Source organism: Nonomuraea sp. NPDC050227 (assembly GCF_044459705.1).
Classification (GTDB): Bacteria; Actinomycetota; Actinomycetes; order Streptosporangiales; family Streptosporangiaceae; genus Nonomuraea.
The window spans coordinates 389397-405916 of record NZ_JBITJF010000002.1 but is presented as its reverse complement, the minus strand read 5'-3'; the positions used below and the strand labels follow the sequence as shown (position 1 = coordinate 405916).

11 protein-coding genes are annotated in these 16520 nt (G+C 75.0%); all 11 read left to right on the top strand.

Features of this window, described 5'->3' with window-relative positions; all coding sequences use genetic code 11:
• Positions 1-82 precede the first annotated feature (82 nt).
• Positions 83-649, top strand: coding sequence for a peptide deformylase (def, locus tag ACIBK9_RS09055; protein WP_397156505.1), 567 nt, complete (start codon positions 83-85; stop codon positions 647-649).
• Between the two features lie 7 nt (positions 650-656).
• Positions 657-1277, top strand: coding sequence for a helix-turn-helix domain-containing protein (locus ACIBK9_RS09050; RefSeq protein WP_397156503.1), 621 nt, complete (start codon positions 657-659; stop codon positions 1275-1277).
• The gene (locus ACIBK9_RS09045; protein WP_397156502.1) at positions 1270-2691 is read left to right on the top strand and encodes a pyridoxal phosphate-dependent decarboxylase family protein; all 1422 of its coding nucleotides are present in this window, start codon (positions 1270-1272) and stop codon (positions 2689-2691) included. The genes ACIBK9_RS09050 and ACIBK9_RS09045 overlap by 8 nt, the downstream gene beginning before the upstream one ends.
• 131 nt (positions 2692-2822) lie before the next feature.
• Positions 2823-3239, top strand: a complete 417-nt coding sequence (locus ACIBK9_RS09040; RefSeq protein WP_358286410.1) for a CBS domain-containing protein — start codon at positions 2823-2825, stop codon at positions 3237-3239.
• A gap of 9 nt (positions 3240-3248) precedes the next feature.
• Positions 3249-3599: an MmcQ/YjbR family DNA-binding protein gene (locus tag ACIBK9_RS09035; protein WP_352350971.1), complete on the top strand. Its 351-nt coding sequence runs from the start codon at positions 3249-3251 to the stop codon at positions 3597-3599.
• Positions 3600-4327: 728 nt separating this feature from the next.
• A complete protein-coding gene (locus tag ACIBK9_RS09030; protein ID WP_397156499.1) occupies positions 4328-6718 on the top strand; it encodes a vWA domain-containing protein in 2391 nt (796 codons plus the stop codon).
• 19 nt (positions 6719-6737) lie between these two features.
• A complete protein-coding gene (locus tag ACIBK9_RS09025) occupies positions 6738-9869 on the top strand; it encodes a tubulin-like doman-containing protein (RefSeq protein ID WP_397156497.1) in 3132 nt (1043 codons plus the stop codon).
• Positions 9866-12040, top strand: coding sequence for a hypothetical protein (locus ACIBK9_RS09020; protein ID WP_397156496.1), 2175 nt, complete (start codon positions 9866-9868; stop codon positions 12038-12040). The genes ACIBK9_RS09025 and ACIBK9_RS09020 overlap by 4 nt, the downstream gene beginning before the upstream one ends.
• Positions 12037-13038 carry a hypothetical protein gene (locus ACIBK9_RS09015; protein WP_397156494.1) on the top strand — a complete coding sequence of 334 codons (1002 nt, stop codon included), beginning with the start codon at positions 12037-12039 and terminating at the stop codon, positions 13036-13038. The genes ACIBK9_RS09020 and ACIBK9_RS09015 overlap by 4 nt, the downstream gene beginning before the upstream one ends.
• The gene (locus tag ACIBK9_RS09010) at positions 13035-14825 is read left to right on the top strand and encodes a hypothetical protein (protein WP_397156492.1); all 1791 of its coding nucleotides are present in this window, start codon (positions 13035-13037) and stop codon (positions 14823-14825) included. The genes ACIBK9_RS09015 and ACIBK9_RS09010 overlap by 4 nt, the downstream gene beginning before the upstream one ends.
• On the top strand, positions 14825-16516 hold the full coding sequence (locus tag ACIBK9_RS09005; protein ID WP_397156490.1) for a hypothetical protein: 1692 nt from the start codon (positions 14825-14827) through the stop codon (positions 16514-16516). Before ACIBK9_RS09010 ends, ACIBK9_RS09005 begins: the two co-directional genes overlap by 1 nt.
• The last annotated feature ends 4 nt before the right edge of the window (positions 16517-16520 follow it).

Sequence of the window (16520 nt, the reverse complement as noted above, 5' to 3'; positions counted from 1 at the left end):
GAGTCTCACCTGTCGAGAGGATGTGTCTTTCTATATGAGACGGCGTCGTGCGTCCGGCGTCGCTCATAGACTGGTCGCGGCAATGTCCTGGCAAAAGGAAGGCGTGGTCGTGGGAGAGGTCCGGCCGATCGTGCACGTGGGCGATCCGGTGCTGCACAATCCGTGCGAGCCGGTCACCCGGTTCGACGGCGAGCTGGCGGCGCTGGTCGACGACATGTTCGCGAGCATGTACGCGGCCGAGGGCGTGGGCCTGGCCGCCAACCAGATCGGCGTGCCACTGCGCGTGTTCGTCTACGACTGCCCCGACGCCGAGGGCGTCGCCCACAAGGGCGTCGTGGTCAACCCGGCCCTGGAGCTGCCCGGCCTCGGCGAGCGCCGCCTCGACCCCGACGACGAGGGCTGCCTGTCGGTGCCCGGCCAGTTCGCCCCGCTCCCCCGGCCCGACCACGCCACCGTCCACGGCTTCGACGCCGAGGGGCGGCCGGTCACGGTCGAGGGCACCGGCCTGCTGGCCCGCTGCCTCCAGCACGAGACCGACCACCTCGACGGCTACCTGTACATCGACCGCCTGCCGGCCAAACGCCGCAAGCAGGTGTTGGCAGCCTACGAGCAGACCATGGCCGCTAAAGCGGACGTTTCTCCGCTATAGTGGAGGAATGCAAGGTGAAGGCGTCCTGTCCAGCGGGCTGTCCCTGGCCGAGCTGGGCGGGCGCATCCGCGCCGAGCGGCGCGGGCGCGGGTTGTCCGTCGAGCGCCTGGCCGAGCTGAGCGGCATCAGCCGGAGCATGGTCTCCGACGTCGAGCGCGGCGCGAAGTCGCCGACCGTGCTGGTGCTCGACCGGCTGGCCACGGCCCTCGGCACGTCGATCTCCCGGCTGCTCGACGAACCGGCGCGCGAGGACGTGCGCGTGCTGCGGCACGACCGGCAGCGGGTGCTGCGCGACCCGTCCGGCTGGGAACGGCGGGTGTTGTCGCCGGTGCTGGCCGACGTGGAGTTCGAGTTCATGCGGACCACGATCGGCCCCGGCGTGGACGCGGGCGAGTTCGCCCCGCACGCCCCGGGCTCGCGCGAGTACCTGGCCGTCGAGCGCGGCACGCTGCGCCTGACGATCGACGACCGGCCGTACGAGCTGGCGGCCGGCGACTCGGCCGCCTACCCCGGCGACCACCGCCACGCCTTCGCCAACGACGGGACCGCCGACTGCGTCTTCTACCTGGCCATGGAGCTGGGTGGCGGCGGCCACCACGAGACCTGGAGGGAATCCCCGCATGGATGAGCTGCGCCGCGCCGGCGTCAGGGCGGCCGAGATCGTGGCCGCCCATCTGGAGGGCGTCCCGGCCGGGCCGGTGTGGCGGCCGGTGCCCGACGCCGAGCGCGCCTGGCTGGGCGAGCTGCCGCTGCCCGACGCCGGACGTCCGCTCGACGCGCTGCTCGACGACGTGGGCGCCCATGTGCTGCCGTACCCGATGGGCAACGGGCATCCGCGCTTCTTCGGCTGGGTGAACTCGCCGCCCTCCCCCGCCGGCGTGCTCGTCGAGCCGCTGGCCGCCGCGCTCAACCCGAGCTGCGCGGGCGGCGACCACGCGGGCCCGCTGCTGGAGCGTACGGTGGTGCGCTGGCTGGCCGAGCTGGTCGGCTTCCCCCACCCGCCCGGCGGCGGCCTGCTGACCAGCGGCGCGTCGATGGCCACGATCGTCTGCCTGGCCACGGCCCGGCAGCACGCCGCGCTCGCCGACGGCTGGGACGCCCGCGAGGAGGGCCTGCACGGCCGCCCGCCCATGATCATGTATGTCACCGAGGAGGGCCACAGCTGCCTGCACAAGGCGGCCCAGCTGCTCGGCCTCGGCGCCCGGAACGTCCGCAAGGTGCCGGTGGACGCCTCCTTCCGCATGGACGTCGGCGCGCTGCGCACGATGGTCGCCGACGACCTGGCGGCGGGCCTGCGGCCGTTCTGCGTGGCGGGCAGCGCGGGCACCGTCAACTCCGGCGCGGTCGATCCGCTCGACGCCATCGCCGACGTGGCCGCCGAGCACGGGCTGTGGTTCCATGTGGACGGCGCCTACGGCGCGCTCGGCGTGCTCGACGCGCGCTCGGCGCCCGCCTACGCGGGGCTGGACCGGGCCGACTCGCTGGCCCTGGACCCGCACAAGTGGCTCGGCGTCCCGGTCGGCTGCGGCTGCGCGCTGCTGCGCGACCCGGCCGCCGCGCGGGCCGCCTTCAGCCTGGTGCCGTCGTACCTGATCGACGACAACGCCGACGACCTGGGCTGGTTCGCCGAGTACGGGCCCGAGCAGACCCGTCCGTTCCGGGCGCTGAAGACCTGGGCGACGCTGTCGTACCTGGGCAGGGAGGGCGTCACGCGCCTGGTCGAGCACACCGGCGGCCTGGCGCGCACGCTGGCCGCCATGGTCGAGCAGGCCCCGGACTTCGAGCTGCTCGCGCCGGTCGCCACCTCCATCACGGCCTTCCGCCACACGCCCGCGACGGGCGAACCCGGCGGACCCGGCGGGCTCGACGCGCTCAACCGGGCCCTGCCGGGCGCGGTCCAGGCGCGCGGCAACGCCTTCCTCACCGGCACCCGCCTGGGCGGCCGGGACGCGCTGCGGGCCTGCTTCCTGCATCCCGACACCACCGAGGACGACCTGGCGATCCTGCTGGAGGAGATCCGCCTGGCGGCGAAGACGCTCTGAGGCCCGGTAAAGGGCTTCTCCACGGACGTACCGGACACGCATGGCCGGACGCCGGGATCCGACAAAGCCCTGTGAGCTCTCCCCCGGCCCGGGTAGTAAGCGGCCGGGACGTGAGCAATCAGGAGGATCCCATGGCAGAGACCGTGGCAGACGTGATGACTTCCCACCCGGCGACGGTCGAGTGCGACCAGCCGGTGTCGGCCGCCGCGGCGCTCATGCGCGACAACGACGCGGGCGCGGTGATCGTCAACGAGAACGGGCGCATGAAGGGCATCGTCACCGACCGGGACATCACGATCCGGGTGGTGGCCGCCGAGCGGGGGCCGGAGACGCCGGTCAGGGAGGCGTGCAGCCCGTCGGTCGAGGCGGTCGGGCCCGACACGAGCATCGACCAGGCCGTGCAGATCATGCGCTCGCACGCCGTGCGCCGCCTTCCGGTCGTCGAGGACGGCCGTCCCGTCGGCATCGTGAGCCTGGGCGACCTGGCGGTGGAGCGCGACCCGGACTCCGCGCTCGCCGACATCTCGTCCGCGGAGGGCAACCGCTAACGTGGCTGTGTGATCACCGTCGAGGACGTCCGGCGCTTCGCGCGCACCCTTCCGCGCTCGTCCGAGCACCTGATCCGGGACCGCGTCAAGTTCCGCGTCGGAAAGATCGTCTACGTGGCGTTCTCGCGGGACGAGACGCTGATGGGCTTCGGGTTCCCGAAGGAGGAACGCGAGGCCCTGGTGGCGGCCGAGCCGGACAAGTTCCTCATGCCCGGCGAGTCCGATCTGCGCTTCAACTGGGTGGTCGCCCGCATGGACGCCCTCGACGCGGCGGAGATGCGGGAGCTGGTGCTGGAGGCGTGGCGCATGTGCGTCCCCAAGAAGGTCCGCCTGGAGCAGCAACTCCAGACCGGCCCCTGACCCGTTCCGCCCGGTCCGTGAACCACCTCTGAGGCGCGCCGCCGGCCCGTTCTGCCGGCGCGCGTCTCTTTCGGCGTGGCCGATCCGGCGAGCGGTGACCCGCCCCGCCCCGCGCCGGCCCCGTGACTCCTGCCGGGCCACGGCATGCCCCCGGCCGACCGCGCGACGCGCGCCGGCGCGGCGAGAGCGCCGCGGCATGGGGAACGATGCGTCCCAGCGGAATGGGCCCCCTGTGGCACAGCCCCCTTTCGGGAACGAATCCCACAAAAAGGGCAGACGACTGTAAGTCAGATAAGTCCCCCTTCTCCGCATATTTCCGTTGAGTCCGTAGCCCAGGGCGAGAACCCGGCTTCTTCAATTCGGATTCAACAGGCAATTGTTGGCATCAGTCCCACCAGCACCACCAGTAACACCCCCAATCCATCCGATTCGCGGTATACACCGCTTACCCGCATTGCTGCGGGTTGGCAGGTCACGACGTGCGTCAGCATTCCAGGCGCGACCCTCACCCGAAACGGATTCACATTACCGACAATCCGGACAACATCCCCCAAAGGCTGCACCTTCCCTGGAATTTAGTTCGGATCACAGTGAAGTAACAAACCCTTCTAAATGACATCTAATTCGGTCAGCATGGCCGCTAAAAATGAGAGGGCTACGCGTCTCGAACGGGGCGAGACCCATTCATGCCCTCCTCTGGCAACGCCTTTCCACCGAAGGACTCGGATATGACATCAGCCTTGCGCTGCCGGGCGACGCGCGCTCTCGTCGTCATGGCGGGGGCGCTGACGCTCGCGCTGCCGGTACCGCCGCACGCCCTCCCCGCCCGCGCGGCGGCGACCGCCGCCCCGGAGACGCTGCCCCTGGACATGGTGGTCGCGGTCGACGAGTCGGGGAGCCTGTCGGCCGGGGCCGTGTCCCGGGAGATCGAGGCCACCTCCACGATCGCCCAGAGCGTGCTGAACCCGCAGAGCAGGGTCACCGTGATCGGCTTCGGCAGCAACAACGGCCGGCCGGGGCAGAACGCCGTCGACCAGGTGTGCCGGCCCACCGTCGTGGGCGACGGCGTCAGCCTGCAGTACCTGTCGGAGTGCGTGAAGGGCCTGCACCGGCGGACCGACGAGGAGGGGAACGACACCGACCACGTGGCGGCGCTCACCCAGGCGCTGGCGACGCTGCGCGACGGGTCGCCCGCCAACGCGCTGAAGGTGGTCTTCCTGCTGACCGACGGCCACCTGGACGTGCCGCGCAGCCCCGCCTACGGCAGCGGCTCCGAAGCCGACCCGGTGGTGCGGCAGCGCCGCAACGAGGGCGCCGCGCAGCAACTCGGCGACGTGATCGGGCAGACGCAGCGGGAGGGCGTGCAGATCTGGCCGCTGGGCTTCGGCGCGGGGGTCACGCAGGAGAACCTGGACAGGTTCGCCGCCGGCGGCTCGCGCGCCGGGTGCGACGCCCGCGAAGAGTCGCGGCCGCGGGCCCGCATCGTCCGCGACGACAGGGACGTCACCCGCTCGCTGTTCGAGGCGTACGCCGCGGCCACCTGCTCGGGCCTGACCCCGACGGACTCCACCACCGTCGAGGACGGCCAGGTGCGCGAGCTGAAGGTCGAGATCCCGCTGATCGCCACCGACGGCACCATCACGGTCAGCAAGAGCGACCCCCGGGTGCTGGCCGAGTTCGTCGACCCCCGCGGCCGCACGGTGACGACCGGCACGGCCGGCGACTCCACCTTCGCCCACAGCGGCGCGAACACCGCGACGGAGGCGCTGCGCATCGTCAACCCGCTCAACGGCACGTGGACGGTCCGGCTGAAGGCGCCCCAGCGGCTCAGCCGGCGGCTGGTGAGCGCGACCGCGCTGTGGCAGGGCGCGGTGCAGGCCGCGATCGTGCCGGAACCGCCCTCGGCCCGCGCCGGGCAGGAGGTCAGGATCCGGCTCTCGCTGGTCACCCGCAGGGGCGCGATCACCGACGAGGAGGCGCTGCGCGGCCTCACGTTCTCGGTGACCGCCACCGGAGGCGGCCTCGCGCAGCCGCAGACCGTCCAGGTCAGGGACGACGGAAGCGCCCCGGACGACAGGGAGCACGACGGCCGGTACGCGGGCGTCTTCGCCGCGCCGCAGGGGCCCGGCGACGTCACCCTGACGGGGGTCGTCGCGGGCACCGGCATCAGGGCCGAACGGGTGCCGACCACCGTCACGGTGGGGGCCGCGGAGACCGTCGTCCAGGGCCAGATCGAGTTCGACGGCGACGGCACCGTGCGTCAGGGAGAGGTCGTGCGCGGCCGGGTGACCGTGCACAACGGCGCCTCCTCGCCCAGACGGGCCCGGCTGGCGCTCCGGAGCGTCGCCGGGGTGCGCGCGACGCCGGCCCCCGACGGGCCGGTCACGCTCCCGCCCGGCGACTCCACCACCCCCTTCACCATCCGCTTCGGCAAGGACGCGGCGCTCGGCGGCGCGTCCATGGAGGTGCGGCTGGCCGACGACGGCGACCCGGCCGTGGCGTACGCCTCCGGACTGCTCACCGTCTCGGTCGAACGTCCGCCCACCTGGTGGGAGACCTACCGCAGGTACATCGCGGCGGCCGCGCTCGTCCTGCTGCTGGCGGGCGTGACGCTGCTGCTGGTCCGCGCCGCGCGCCGGCGCAGGGTGAACGTGCGCGGCCTGTCGGTCGCGCTGACGCTCGACGGTGAGCGCACCGGCGCGGAGCTGAAGGCGCCCAGCAGATGGTCCCCCCGCTTCCGGTTCGCGCTGCGCGGCGACACCTACGCCGCGCGTCTCGTGCCGCCCGGGCCCGACGACGGCGACCAGGTGTTCACGGTCTGCCGGGCCGGCGCGGGCGTCACCGTCCAGACGCCCGAAGGCGACCGCTACCCGCTGGGGATGGGGGTGGAGAGCGAGCCGCTGCCGAGCGGGCACCGGCTGGTCTTCCGGGACGCGGCCAAGCGGCGCGGCACGGCCCGGCGCGCCGGGCTCCGCCGCCCTGCGAAGCCGGCCCCGCCGGCCCCCGGCCCCGCCCCCGGCCCAGCCCCCGGCCCCGCCCCCGACCCCGGCGGCGAGCCGCGGGACCGGGAGGACTCCTGGCAGCGGACCGCCCCCGACTACGACAGCCCCTGGCTCTGAGGCCGCGAGGAGACACCCCATGAAGCTCTACCAACCCCTGCTCTTCGTCGGCCTCGGCGGCACCGGCTGCGCGATCGGCGCCGGGCTGGAGCGCAGGCTGCGCGAGGAGATCTGCGGCCCCGACGGCAGCCTCTTCCAGCGCAAACGCGAGGACGCCCAGCGCTACCAGCTCCCGGCCTGCCTGCAGTTCGTCTACGCCGACGTCAACCAGGCCGAGCTGGACCGGCTGCCGCTGAGCGTCGTGCCCGGCCCGCAGCACGTGCACACGGCGCAGCTCACCGCCCACTACGTGCGCGGCCTGGTGCCGCAGGTGGACTCCTATCCCCAGGTGGCGGTGAACCTGCGGCTGGCGGCCGGGGAGGCCGTGCGCGGCTGGCTGCCGCCCAGCCACGGGGAGCCGCGGGTGCTGCCCCTGCAGAAGGGCGCCGGGCAGATGCCGACCGTCGGGCGGGCGGCCCTGTTCGAGACCTTCCGCGACGGGATCGGCCCGGCGATCCGCGACATCGACGCGGCCATCGGCAACCTGTCCGGCAACCAGGCGGCCACCGACCTGTTCCGGCTGGCCGACGGCGCGACGATCAACCCGAGGGCGGTGGACGTCTTCGTGGCGTTCTCCGTCGCCGGGGGCACCGGCGCGGGCATCTTCTACGACTACCTCCACCTGATCAGCAGGCAGTTCCAGGAGACGGACCTGAAGCCCAAGATCTACCCGCTGGTGCTCATGCCCTCGGCCTTCGAGTCGGGCGCGGGCGGCGGACGACCGGCCGAGCTCAACGCGGGCCGGGCCCTGCTCGACATGTTCCAGCTGGTGGACCACCAGAACACCGCCGACGCCGTCCGCCACCTGCCCGGTCTGGAGGGCGACCAGGGCGACCCGGAGGAGATCGCGGTGCGCTACCCGCTGGAGGGGCGCGTGGCGATGCGGCCGGGCGTCGCCCAGACCGCGTTCCTGTTCTCCCGCCCGACCGGCGCCAAGCCCGGGGACCTCCGGCGCTCGGTGGTGTCGCTGGTGATGTCGCTGATCGGCACCGAGCTGAGCCCGAAGGTCCGCAACGACGGAGAGCAGCACCAGTCCTTCGCCGACAGCTTCATCAACTCCGTCGCCCAGCGGCAGACCATGGCCGAGAACGGCGTGGGCAGCCGCGGGGTGTCCACGGCGCTGGTGACGTCGCTGACCACGCCGGTGGAGGAGCTGGCCGACGTCGTGGCCGGACGGCTGCTGCGGGCCGCCGTCGAGGAGCTGCGCGAGCCGTCGCCGGGCGCGGAGAGCAACCGGGCGCTGATCGAGGAGTTCTTCACGCTCTCGCACATCCACCAGGTCTTCGCCCGGCGGCAGGTGGAGTACGCCGAGCCCGAGCCGGCCACGGGCGCCCGCGAGGTGCTGGCGGCGCTGGCCGACCGCCTGGCCGCGATGCGGATCGGGCTGAACGAGCTGCGGGCCCAGCTCGACCAGAGCGTCCCCGCCATGGTGAGCCAGTTCGACCCGGGCAGCGCGGTGCTCGGGCTGCTCGGCACGATCGACCCGTTCCGGGTGCGGCGCGTGCTGTTCGGGCACGCCTCGCTCGCCGACCCGGTGGACCAGTTCGGGGCCAAGGGCCTGATGCAGCGCCGCAGCGTGCCCCCGCCGCCGCCGCCGGGCATCCGCGAGGCGCCGCCCGCCCTGCCCCAGCTGCGCGACCGCTCGCTCGGCATGGTCAAGGTCAAGTGGACCGACGACGCCCCGGCGGAGGCCCGGCAGCAGCAGGAGATCTGGTACAGCTGGCGCAGCCGGGTGTTGTGGACCGAGCCGTGGGCGTCCCAGCACCAGCGCTGGGAGCGCGCGCTCGGCGTGGCCGAGGACCATCTGCGCGCGCTCAACCAGACGCTGCACGACCTGGCCCGGCAGGACCCCAACCGGTTCAGGGAACGCTCCGAGCACCTGTACCGGCCCCGGGTCGGCGTGGTCTTCCACCTGCCGACCGGCAGCCTGGAGCAGTTCTACCGCAACGCCGTCACCCGCATCCGGGAGCGGCTGATGATCGAGCCGACCGCCGACGACGCCGAGGTGCTGCGGCGCCTGATGGGCCAGGACGGCTGGCAGCGGATCTACCGCCAGTCGATCGAGACCACCCCCGAGCGGGCGGTCCACGAGCTGCGGGAGCGGATCAAGACCGACGTCAAGACGTACCTGCAGGAGGAGACGCAGGGGCGCGCGACGCTGCTGCCCAAGCTGCGCGACCTGCTCGACCAGGCGGCGGGGCTGGGCTCGGACCGTCCCCGGTTCGGGGAGACGGAGCTGGAGGAGTTCCGCAGCCGGCTCACCGGCCTGGTGCCGGCCAACTTCACGCCGCAGGGCACCGGGCCGCTGAAGGTGCTGGTGTCCTACCCGGGCGCCGAGAACCAGGCCATCGCCGCCTACCTGCGCACGTCGTTGCAGCTTCCCGAGGGACCCGGCATCACCTTCGAGTTCACCGGCACCACCGCCGAGTCCGTCTCGGTCGTGCTGTTCCGGTCCTCGATGGGCATCACCGACGTCAAGGAGGTCCGGCACGTCCTGCGGACCTGGGCGGACGCGGTGCACCGGCCGCGCCGGGACGACTTCCTGCCCTGGCGGCAGCGCACCGGCTACGACTTCGGCTACCTCGCCACCCGGGAGGAGCACCGGGTGCTCATCCTGCACCGGCTGCTGTGCGCGATGTGGAACGGCGACGTGCGGGTGCTGGGCGACCCGGCCTCGCCGTCCCAGGCCGAGGTCCGGCTCAACGAGGTGGCCATGTCGCTCGGCCTCAAGGCGCTGGAGGACGCCTCCTCCTGGGGCAGCCTGCTCCAGGCGTACGAGCTGTGGACGCTGGCCGACAACGACGACGCCGCCCGGGTGTTCTGCGCCCAGCTCATGCAGGCGGCGCCGTACAAGCTGGACGAGGGCACGCATCCGCCGTCGAAGCTGTTCGAGCTGGTCGTGGGGCTGGCCGGGGAGCAGGTCGACTGCCTGGACCGGATGCTCGTCGAGATCGCCCCGGCGAACCGGGCCCGGGCCCGGATGCTGCGCCGGTTCTGGCACGAGACGCTGCCCGCGGCGATGGCCGTCACGTTCGAGCTGCCCGGCGCGACGCGGGAGAACCTGCACGCCCTGTACGAGGCGTACAAGCGCCGGACGGGCGGCGCCGCGTGAGCGGGCGGGTGGTCCGGCTGAACCTGCGGGGCCTCGGCGAGGGCGCGTCCGGCGAGGTGGCGGCGCTGCTGTCCGACGACGGCCAGGAGGACCTGACCTCGCTGCTGGTGGTGGACGACGTCGCGGCTCTGGCCGGGCACCGCCGCGCCTACGAGATGCTGCTGGCCTCCCGCTACACCGACGCGGTGCTGTGCGTGGCGGTGGGCCGGCCGCAGGGCGAGCCGCACCGGATCGCGCTGCCGGGCAGCCTGACGCAGGCGGCCGGGGTGTTGTGGGTGCCCGATCCGTACGGGATCGACTGGCGGCCGGCCGCGGCGGCGCCCGCGGTACGGCGGGACCGGGCGGAGGGCGCCGAGGCGGGCCTGCTGCGCCTGCTCGACGTGCTGTCGCTGAGCGAGGTGTTCCACGAGGCGCTGCGCCGGGTCGAACGCCTGCCCGGCCGCATCGCCAATCCGGGCATCAGGCTGGCCTGGACGGGCGCGGGCGGCGACGACCTGCGCCAGGCGCTCGCCGCGGCCGGCGGGCGGCTGCTGGCCGCCGGCGGGGGCGAGCCGCCCGAGCCCGCCGCGGCGCCGGCCGCTCCGCCGACGGCGCCGCCCTTGCGGCTGGCCCCCGGCGGGCCTCTGGCGAGTCTGGCGGACCAGGCGCGGGCCGCCCTGGACGAGGCGGCCGCCCTGGGGGACGAGCTGGGCGACGACGTGTCCCTCATGGTCGGCCCGGTCCCCGCGGAAACGGCGGCGACCGCCGCCGGGCAGGCACTCGGCCGGCTGCGGGAGCGGCTGGAGGAGCTGTTCGCCGCGGCCCACAGCGGCGCCAGGCCCGACGCCGGCTCCCGGGCGGCCGTCACCGCGGCCGGGATCGTGCCCGCCGAGCCGGAGGGGTTCGACGCCGCCCGCGTCCGCGCCTCGATCGGCCGGTACCTGGACGCCGGCCTGCGGACCGGCACGCCGCTGCCCCGCCTGGTCGAGGGCCTGGACCGGTGGCAGACGCGGCTGATGCCGCGCGGCAGCCGGGCGCTGGTGCCCCGGCTGCGGGAGGTCTGCCCGGACGCGCTGGTGGCGGGGCTGCGCGATCCCGAGCCGATGGCGGGTCCGCAGCCGTGGCTGCCGGCCGTCGGCCTGGTGTGCGCGGCACTGGCCGGGCTCACCCCGTTCGGGGTGGCCAGCGGGCTGGTGATGGCGCTGCTCTGGACGCTGTCGGTCACGCTGACCGTGCTGCGCGGGCCCGGCGGGCGGCCGGGCGGGCACCTCGGCGCGCTCGCCGCGAACGCCGCCGCCGCCGTGGTGGGCGGCGCCGCGGGCGGGCTGGCCGGTGCGGCGCTGGAGGCGGCGGGGATCCTGCCGCAACCGGCGTGGGCGCTGGTGCTGATCGTGGCGCTGGCCGGCGCGGCGTGGGCGATCCGCGGCTCCTGGCGGCGGCGTACGGCGGCCTGGGCGGCGGCGCGACGCTTCGACGCGGCCGCGAAGGCGGTCGACGACCTGCTGTCCGTCGCCGGCGCGGCCGACCGTGAGTGGGCGCGGGCGGGGGCGCGGGTGGACGCCGCCGACGCGACGGCCCGGGTGAGCGCCGCGCTCGCGCACGTCGCCGCGGTCGTCGCCGAGCGCACCCGCCCGCCGGGCGGCGCGGCGCACGACGTCCCCGGGCGGCGGGACCGGCGGGTCGAGCACTTCCTGGCGGACCTGGTGCGTGAGGCGGCGGCGCCGGCGCTGCGCGGGCTGGCCGCCGGCTCGACCGCCGAGCACGGCGAACGGGCCGGTGGCAGGGCCGCCGAGCTGTTCTCGGTCTGGGAGAAGCACGTCGCCGAGCACGGCATGGACGATCCGCCGCCGTTCGCGACGGAATGGGCGGTCGAGGCCGACGGCGCCGCGCCGGAGGAGGACCTGCCGGAGCTGGCCTCGGCCGCGGGGCACGACGTGTCCGCCGTCATGTGGCAGCTCTGCCTGGCCCGCGACCTGTCGCTGCTGGACGTCGGCGCCGGGCCGCCCGCCGCTGTGCGCTTCGCCCCGCGCCCCTGCCGGGCCGCGCTGGAGGAGTCGCTGCCCGCCGGGACGGTGTGGGTGCCCTCGGCGCGCCACGCCGGGACGCTGCGCCTGGTCCCGGTACGGCCGGGCGTCGCCCGCCAGACCTGGGCGGACGAGCCGGAGCCCGTCCAGGAGGGCGAGCGCCGATGACCGCGCCCATGACCGCGCCGATGACCGAACCGGGAACGGTGCTGCGCTTCCGCGACCGCCACGGCGCCTCCGCCGAGGTCACGGTGACCGCCCGCCGCGAGGACCCCGTCCCGCCCGCGCCGCCGCTGCGTTCCTGCCTGCTCGCGCTCTCCTGGCCCGACGGGAGGCAGCGCGAGGCCCGCCACGTCGGGCCGGCGGCCGCGGGGCCCGGGTCCGGGTACGACGCCCTCGACAACGAGATCCTGGCGGGTCTGCGGCTGAGCAGGCTGTGCGGCTCGGCGCCGTACCCGCCGCAGGTGTCCCGGCTGATCGGCTACGAGGCGGACGGCGAGCTGCCGTTCGTCCTGCTGGAGCCCTACCGCGGCAAGCCCGTCGGCGGCACGCTGGGCCGGATCCTGCCGAGTGAGAACCTGCCGTTCCAGCGGAGCCTGCTGACCGGGCTGCGGTGGACGAGCGCCGCCGGGATCGCGCACCGGGCGCTGTCGCCCGAGACCGTCCACTGGGACACCGTGTGCGCGCAGATCACCGGCTTCGCCGAGGCCGCCCTGGCCGGGACGCCCCGGTCGGTGGCGGGCGCGCCGCCCTGGTGGGCGCCCGAACAGCGGCCCGGCCAGACCGCCGGCGTCGTGACCGGCGAGGACGACGTCTGGGCGGCGGGACGGCTCATCTTCTGGGTGGCGACCGGCCGCGCCCCGGAGCGGGCCGACCTGGCCGACGCGCCGCCCGACCTGGCGCGCCTGCTGCGGGGCGTCTTCGGCCCGCCCGAGGGGCGTCCGTCGGTCCGCGAGCTGCTGCGGCGGCTCGACGTCCCCGACCCGGTGCCGCGCGGGATGTCGCCCGACGTGGCGCTGGAGCGCGGCCGAGCGGACTTCTTCGCGCTGCGGGCGCTCAAACACCCGCAGACCGCGCCGGTCGCCGAGGCCGAGCCGGTCCCGCCCGTCCCGGCCGCCCCCGAAGAGCCGGCCCGGCGCGGGCGCCCCTGGAGGCGGCGCAGATGAGCGTCCTGCACCAGGTCACCTACGGGTGGCAGCGCTCGGCGTCGGGCCCGGCCTTCGGCCCCACCGCCTCCACGCTCCGGCCGGACGAGCTCGCGCGGCTCCACCGCCAGGTCGAGCACTGGCTGCGCACGGACCCCGGCGGCTCACCGGGGGTCAGCCACGTCTACGCGATCTTCGACCGGCAGGCCGTGCTGGTCCGGCGCGAGCAGCCGCGCGGGGGGCGCAGCGCGCTGGCCCGGCTGCTCGTGGGCGCGCCCGCGCTGCTGACGCCCCGGCTCGCGCTGGAGCTGCGCGACTGGCGCTGGCTGCGCGGGCCGGGAGGGCGCCTGATGCCGCTCACGGTGCGCGGCGTCGAGCCGTACCGGGCCGGCCTGGACGCCGAGGCGCGCTCGCCGGAGCCGTTGGCGCAGCTCGTGCCGCTGCTGTCGCACCTGCTGGCCGGCGCGGAGGGCCCGATCGAGCTGCCGCCGTCGCGGTGCGCGCACGCGCTGCTGTGGGGGCTGGACGCCGTCCTCGGCGCGGCCGCCGGCGAACCGTGGGACACCCTGCCGCCGCTGGCCTTCGAGACCTACGACGACCGGGCCAGGCCGCCCAGCCATCCGGGGCTGCTCGTCCGGTTCCGCGAACGCGCGGGGACGCTGCCCGCGCATCCCGTCCACGACAGCGTCGCCGGCCGGCTGGTGGCCGACTACGCGCGCAGAGCCAACGGAGCGCCCATGCCCCCATCCGCACCGGCCGACCCGGCCGCCCGCGAGGCGAGCGGCCCCCTCGTGCCGTGCCCGATCTGCGCCGCGACCCTGACGTGGGACGAGCGCGAGCTCTACCGCTACGACCGCGGCGAGGGCGCCTACGTCGCGTTGACGATCCCGGACAGCGCGAGCCCCACGCAGCGGGCGGTGCTGCGGCGCACGGCCTTCGTCCGCTGCCCGGGGCCGGAGGAGGACGGGCCCGGAGCGGCCCACTACCTCCCGCTCGCCTACGGCGGGCACGGCACGCCGTCGGTCTACGGGTTCGTCGGCGCGACCAACTCCGGCAAGACGCACCTGCTGATCTCGATGATCGCGCAACTGGAGAAACACGGGCTCGGCCCCGGCCTGAGCCATCAGGCGATCAGCCTGGCGGCCCATCAGAGCCTGGTCGACGAGCAGGTCAGTCCGTTCCTCAACGACTCGCGGGTGGTCGAGCACACCCGGCCGGGAGCCGTCGGCCTGGTGGACGTCTTCCTGGTGCGCGAGGCGGGCGGGGACGCGCGCCCGGTCGCGCTGTTCGACGTGGCGGGCGGCGACCTGCTGGAGATCGAGTCGGCGCGCCGCTTCCTCGACGTGGCCGACGGGCTGATCTTCGTGGTGAACGCCGCCGAGCTGGGCCGCGACGAGCTCGGCGACCGGACCTTCGCCACCGTGCTGGAGCTCCTGCAGGGGTCGGGCCGCCTGGCCGAGCTGAGCACGGCGATCGTGCTGGGCAAGGCCGACCTGCTGCGCTTCGAGGACCCGATCGCGTGGTGGCTGCGGCAGCCGGACCGGGTGCTCGACCCGGAGTCCTCGCTGCGGGAGAGCGCCGACGTCTACGCCTACCTCCGGGCCAGGCAGGCCGACGCCTGGACGCGCCCCTACCGCGAATGCCGCAGGGCCACCTTCCACGTGGCCTCGGCGGCCGGCTCCGACACCGTGGCGGACAAGACGTTCGTCCGCGGCGTGCGGCCCTGCCGGGTGCTCAATCCGCTGATCTCCCTGATGGCGATGACCGGCGTGCTCACCTCCCCAGAAGCCCGGAGGATCGGAATCTGATGAACGCGACGTCAGTCGACCAGGTCGAGTTCCGCTGGCGGCCGGGCAAGGACTTCGGGCCGATCGCCTGCTCCACCGAGGATCCGCGGGTCCACCACGCCTCGAAGCTGATCCTGCCCATGGCCACGCTGCCGCGGGGGGTGGCCTCCGGCCATCGCAGCCTGGTCTACCTCGTCCTGCCCGGCGACGAGCTGGCCACGATCATCGAGCGCTCGTACGACCCGGACGCGCTCGTCCTGTCCGCGCCGTCCTCGCGGGCCGGCGGCGGCCGTCATCCGCAGGTGGCGCGTGCGCTGATCGGGCCGTGCGCGGCGGTGAGCGTCGACCTGGCGCTGGCCTGCCTGTGGCAGGGACTGGGCGCGCTGAGCCTGGGAGAGCCGCCCGGCCAGGTCCCGCAGGGCCGGACGCTGGCCAGGCTGCCGGCCGCCGACCACGAGGAGCTGACCGCGTCCTTCCTCGCGCGCGCCGCCGTCCGGCCGCATCCCGTCCAGGGCCTGACCGCCCTGGTGGCCGCCGTCCTGCGGCAGCCGGGACGGCCCCTCGCGGCGATGCTCCCGGCCGCCGACCCCCAGGCGCCCGTCCCGGGCGCTTACCTGCGGGGGCTGCGGTTCACCGCCGCGGTGCTGCTCCAGGGGACGGCGCACGCCTGGCGTCCGTCGTTCTCCACCTTCGAGGCGGCGCAGGGCGACGACCGCGGCGGCCTGCAGCCGCACCTGGTCTTCCGCGTGGCCCAGGCGCACGGCGGTGCGCCGCCCACCCAGCCGCGGGAGGAGAACAGGATCGCCCTGTGGGAGGAGCCGCGGGCGCCCGCCGACGAGTGCGACACGCTCGCCCGCTGCCTGGTCAGGGCCTACCAGGAGCTGGGCGGGACGGGCGTGGCCGGGCGGCTGGAGGCGGTCGTGTCGCAGTACCGCACGCTGGAGGCCCGGCTGGAGGCGGCGGCCGTCTGCCTGCGCCAGTACGCCGACCCGCCCGCGTCGGGCTACGTCTTCGCGGTGCAGAAACCGGCCTCGCCCGCCGCCACCACCGGGGCGCACCGCGCGCCCGGCGGCGCGGCCCCGGTGAGCGCCCCGCCCGCCGCCCCGGGCGGCCCGGAAGAGACGGACGGCATGGACGGAAAGCTGCTGGCCGAGCTGTACCGGATGTTGCCCGCCCAGCACGGCGACGCCTTCTTCCAGCTCGTCGAGTGGATCTGCGCCGCCGCCGGCCGCCGGGTGACGGTGCCGGAGGCCGAGGCGGCGCAGATCGTCGAGCAGCTCAACCACGCGGACTGGCACGCCGCCCGGCTGACCGGGCACTACCGCGACCTCGCGCCCTCGCGGCTGGCCGGCCTGCTGCAACCGCTGCTCGGCCCGCGGCTCGACAGGGGGCAGCCGATGCGCTGGCTGGCCGCGCGGCTGGCACGGGAGGACGGCGCGGAGGTGTGGGCCCGGGCCGGCGCGCTCATCTACGCCCGGCTGGACGATCCGCGCCAGGCCGCCGTCCTGGCCGACCGGCTGCTGCCCGACCTGCTGCACCGGATGGCCGAGCCCCGCCAGGAGACGGCGCCGCGCCTGCCGGCCTCGCGTCCGGCACAACCGCCGGGACTGCTGCCCGACTACTGGCGGCGGCCGGCGCGGGTGCCGCGCTGGCTGCTGGCCGGCCTGGTCCTGGCCGTGATCGTGCTGAGCCTCCTTCTGGTCTGGTGGTGAGCGC

Coding starts and splice junctions, on each gene's coding strand:
- def (WP_397156505.1), top strand. CDS start 83: ATGTCCTGGCAAAAGGAAGGCGTGGTCGTGGGAGAGGTCCGGCCGATC.
- ACIBK9_RS09025 (WP_397156497.1), top strand. CDS start 6,738: ATGAAGCTCTACCAACCCCTGCTCTTCGTCGGCCTCGGCGGCACCGGC.
- ACIBK9_RS09030 (WP_397156499.1), top strand. CDS start 4,328: ATGACATCAGCCTTGCGCTGCCGGGCGACGCGCGCTCTCGTCGTCATG.
- ACIBK9_RS09045 (WP_397156502.1), top strand. CDS start 1,270: ATGGATGAGCTGCGCCGCGCCGGCGTCAGGGCGGCCGAGATCGTGGCC.
- ACIBK9_RS09040 (WP_358286410.1), top strand. CDS start 2,823: ATGGCAGAGACCGTGGCAGACGTGATGACTTCCCACCCGGCGACGGTC.
- ACIBK9_RS09010 (WP_397156492.1), top strand. CDS start 13,035: ATGAGCGTCCTGCACCAGGTCACCTACGGGTGGCAGCGCTCGGCGTCG.
- ACIBK9_RS09050 (WP_397156503.1), top strand. CDS start 657: ATGCAAGGTGAAGGCGTCCTGTCCAGCGGGCTGTCCCTGGCCGAGCTG.
- ACIBK9_RS09015 (WP_397156494.1), top strand. CDS start 12,037: ATGACCGCGCCCATGACCGCGCCGATGACCGAACCGGGAACGGTGCTG.
- ACIBK9_RS09005 (WP_397156490.1), top strand. CDS start 14,825: ATGAACGCGACGTCAGTCGACCAGGTCGAGTTCCGCTGGCGGCCGGGC.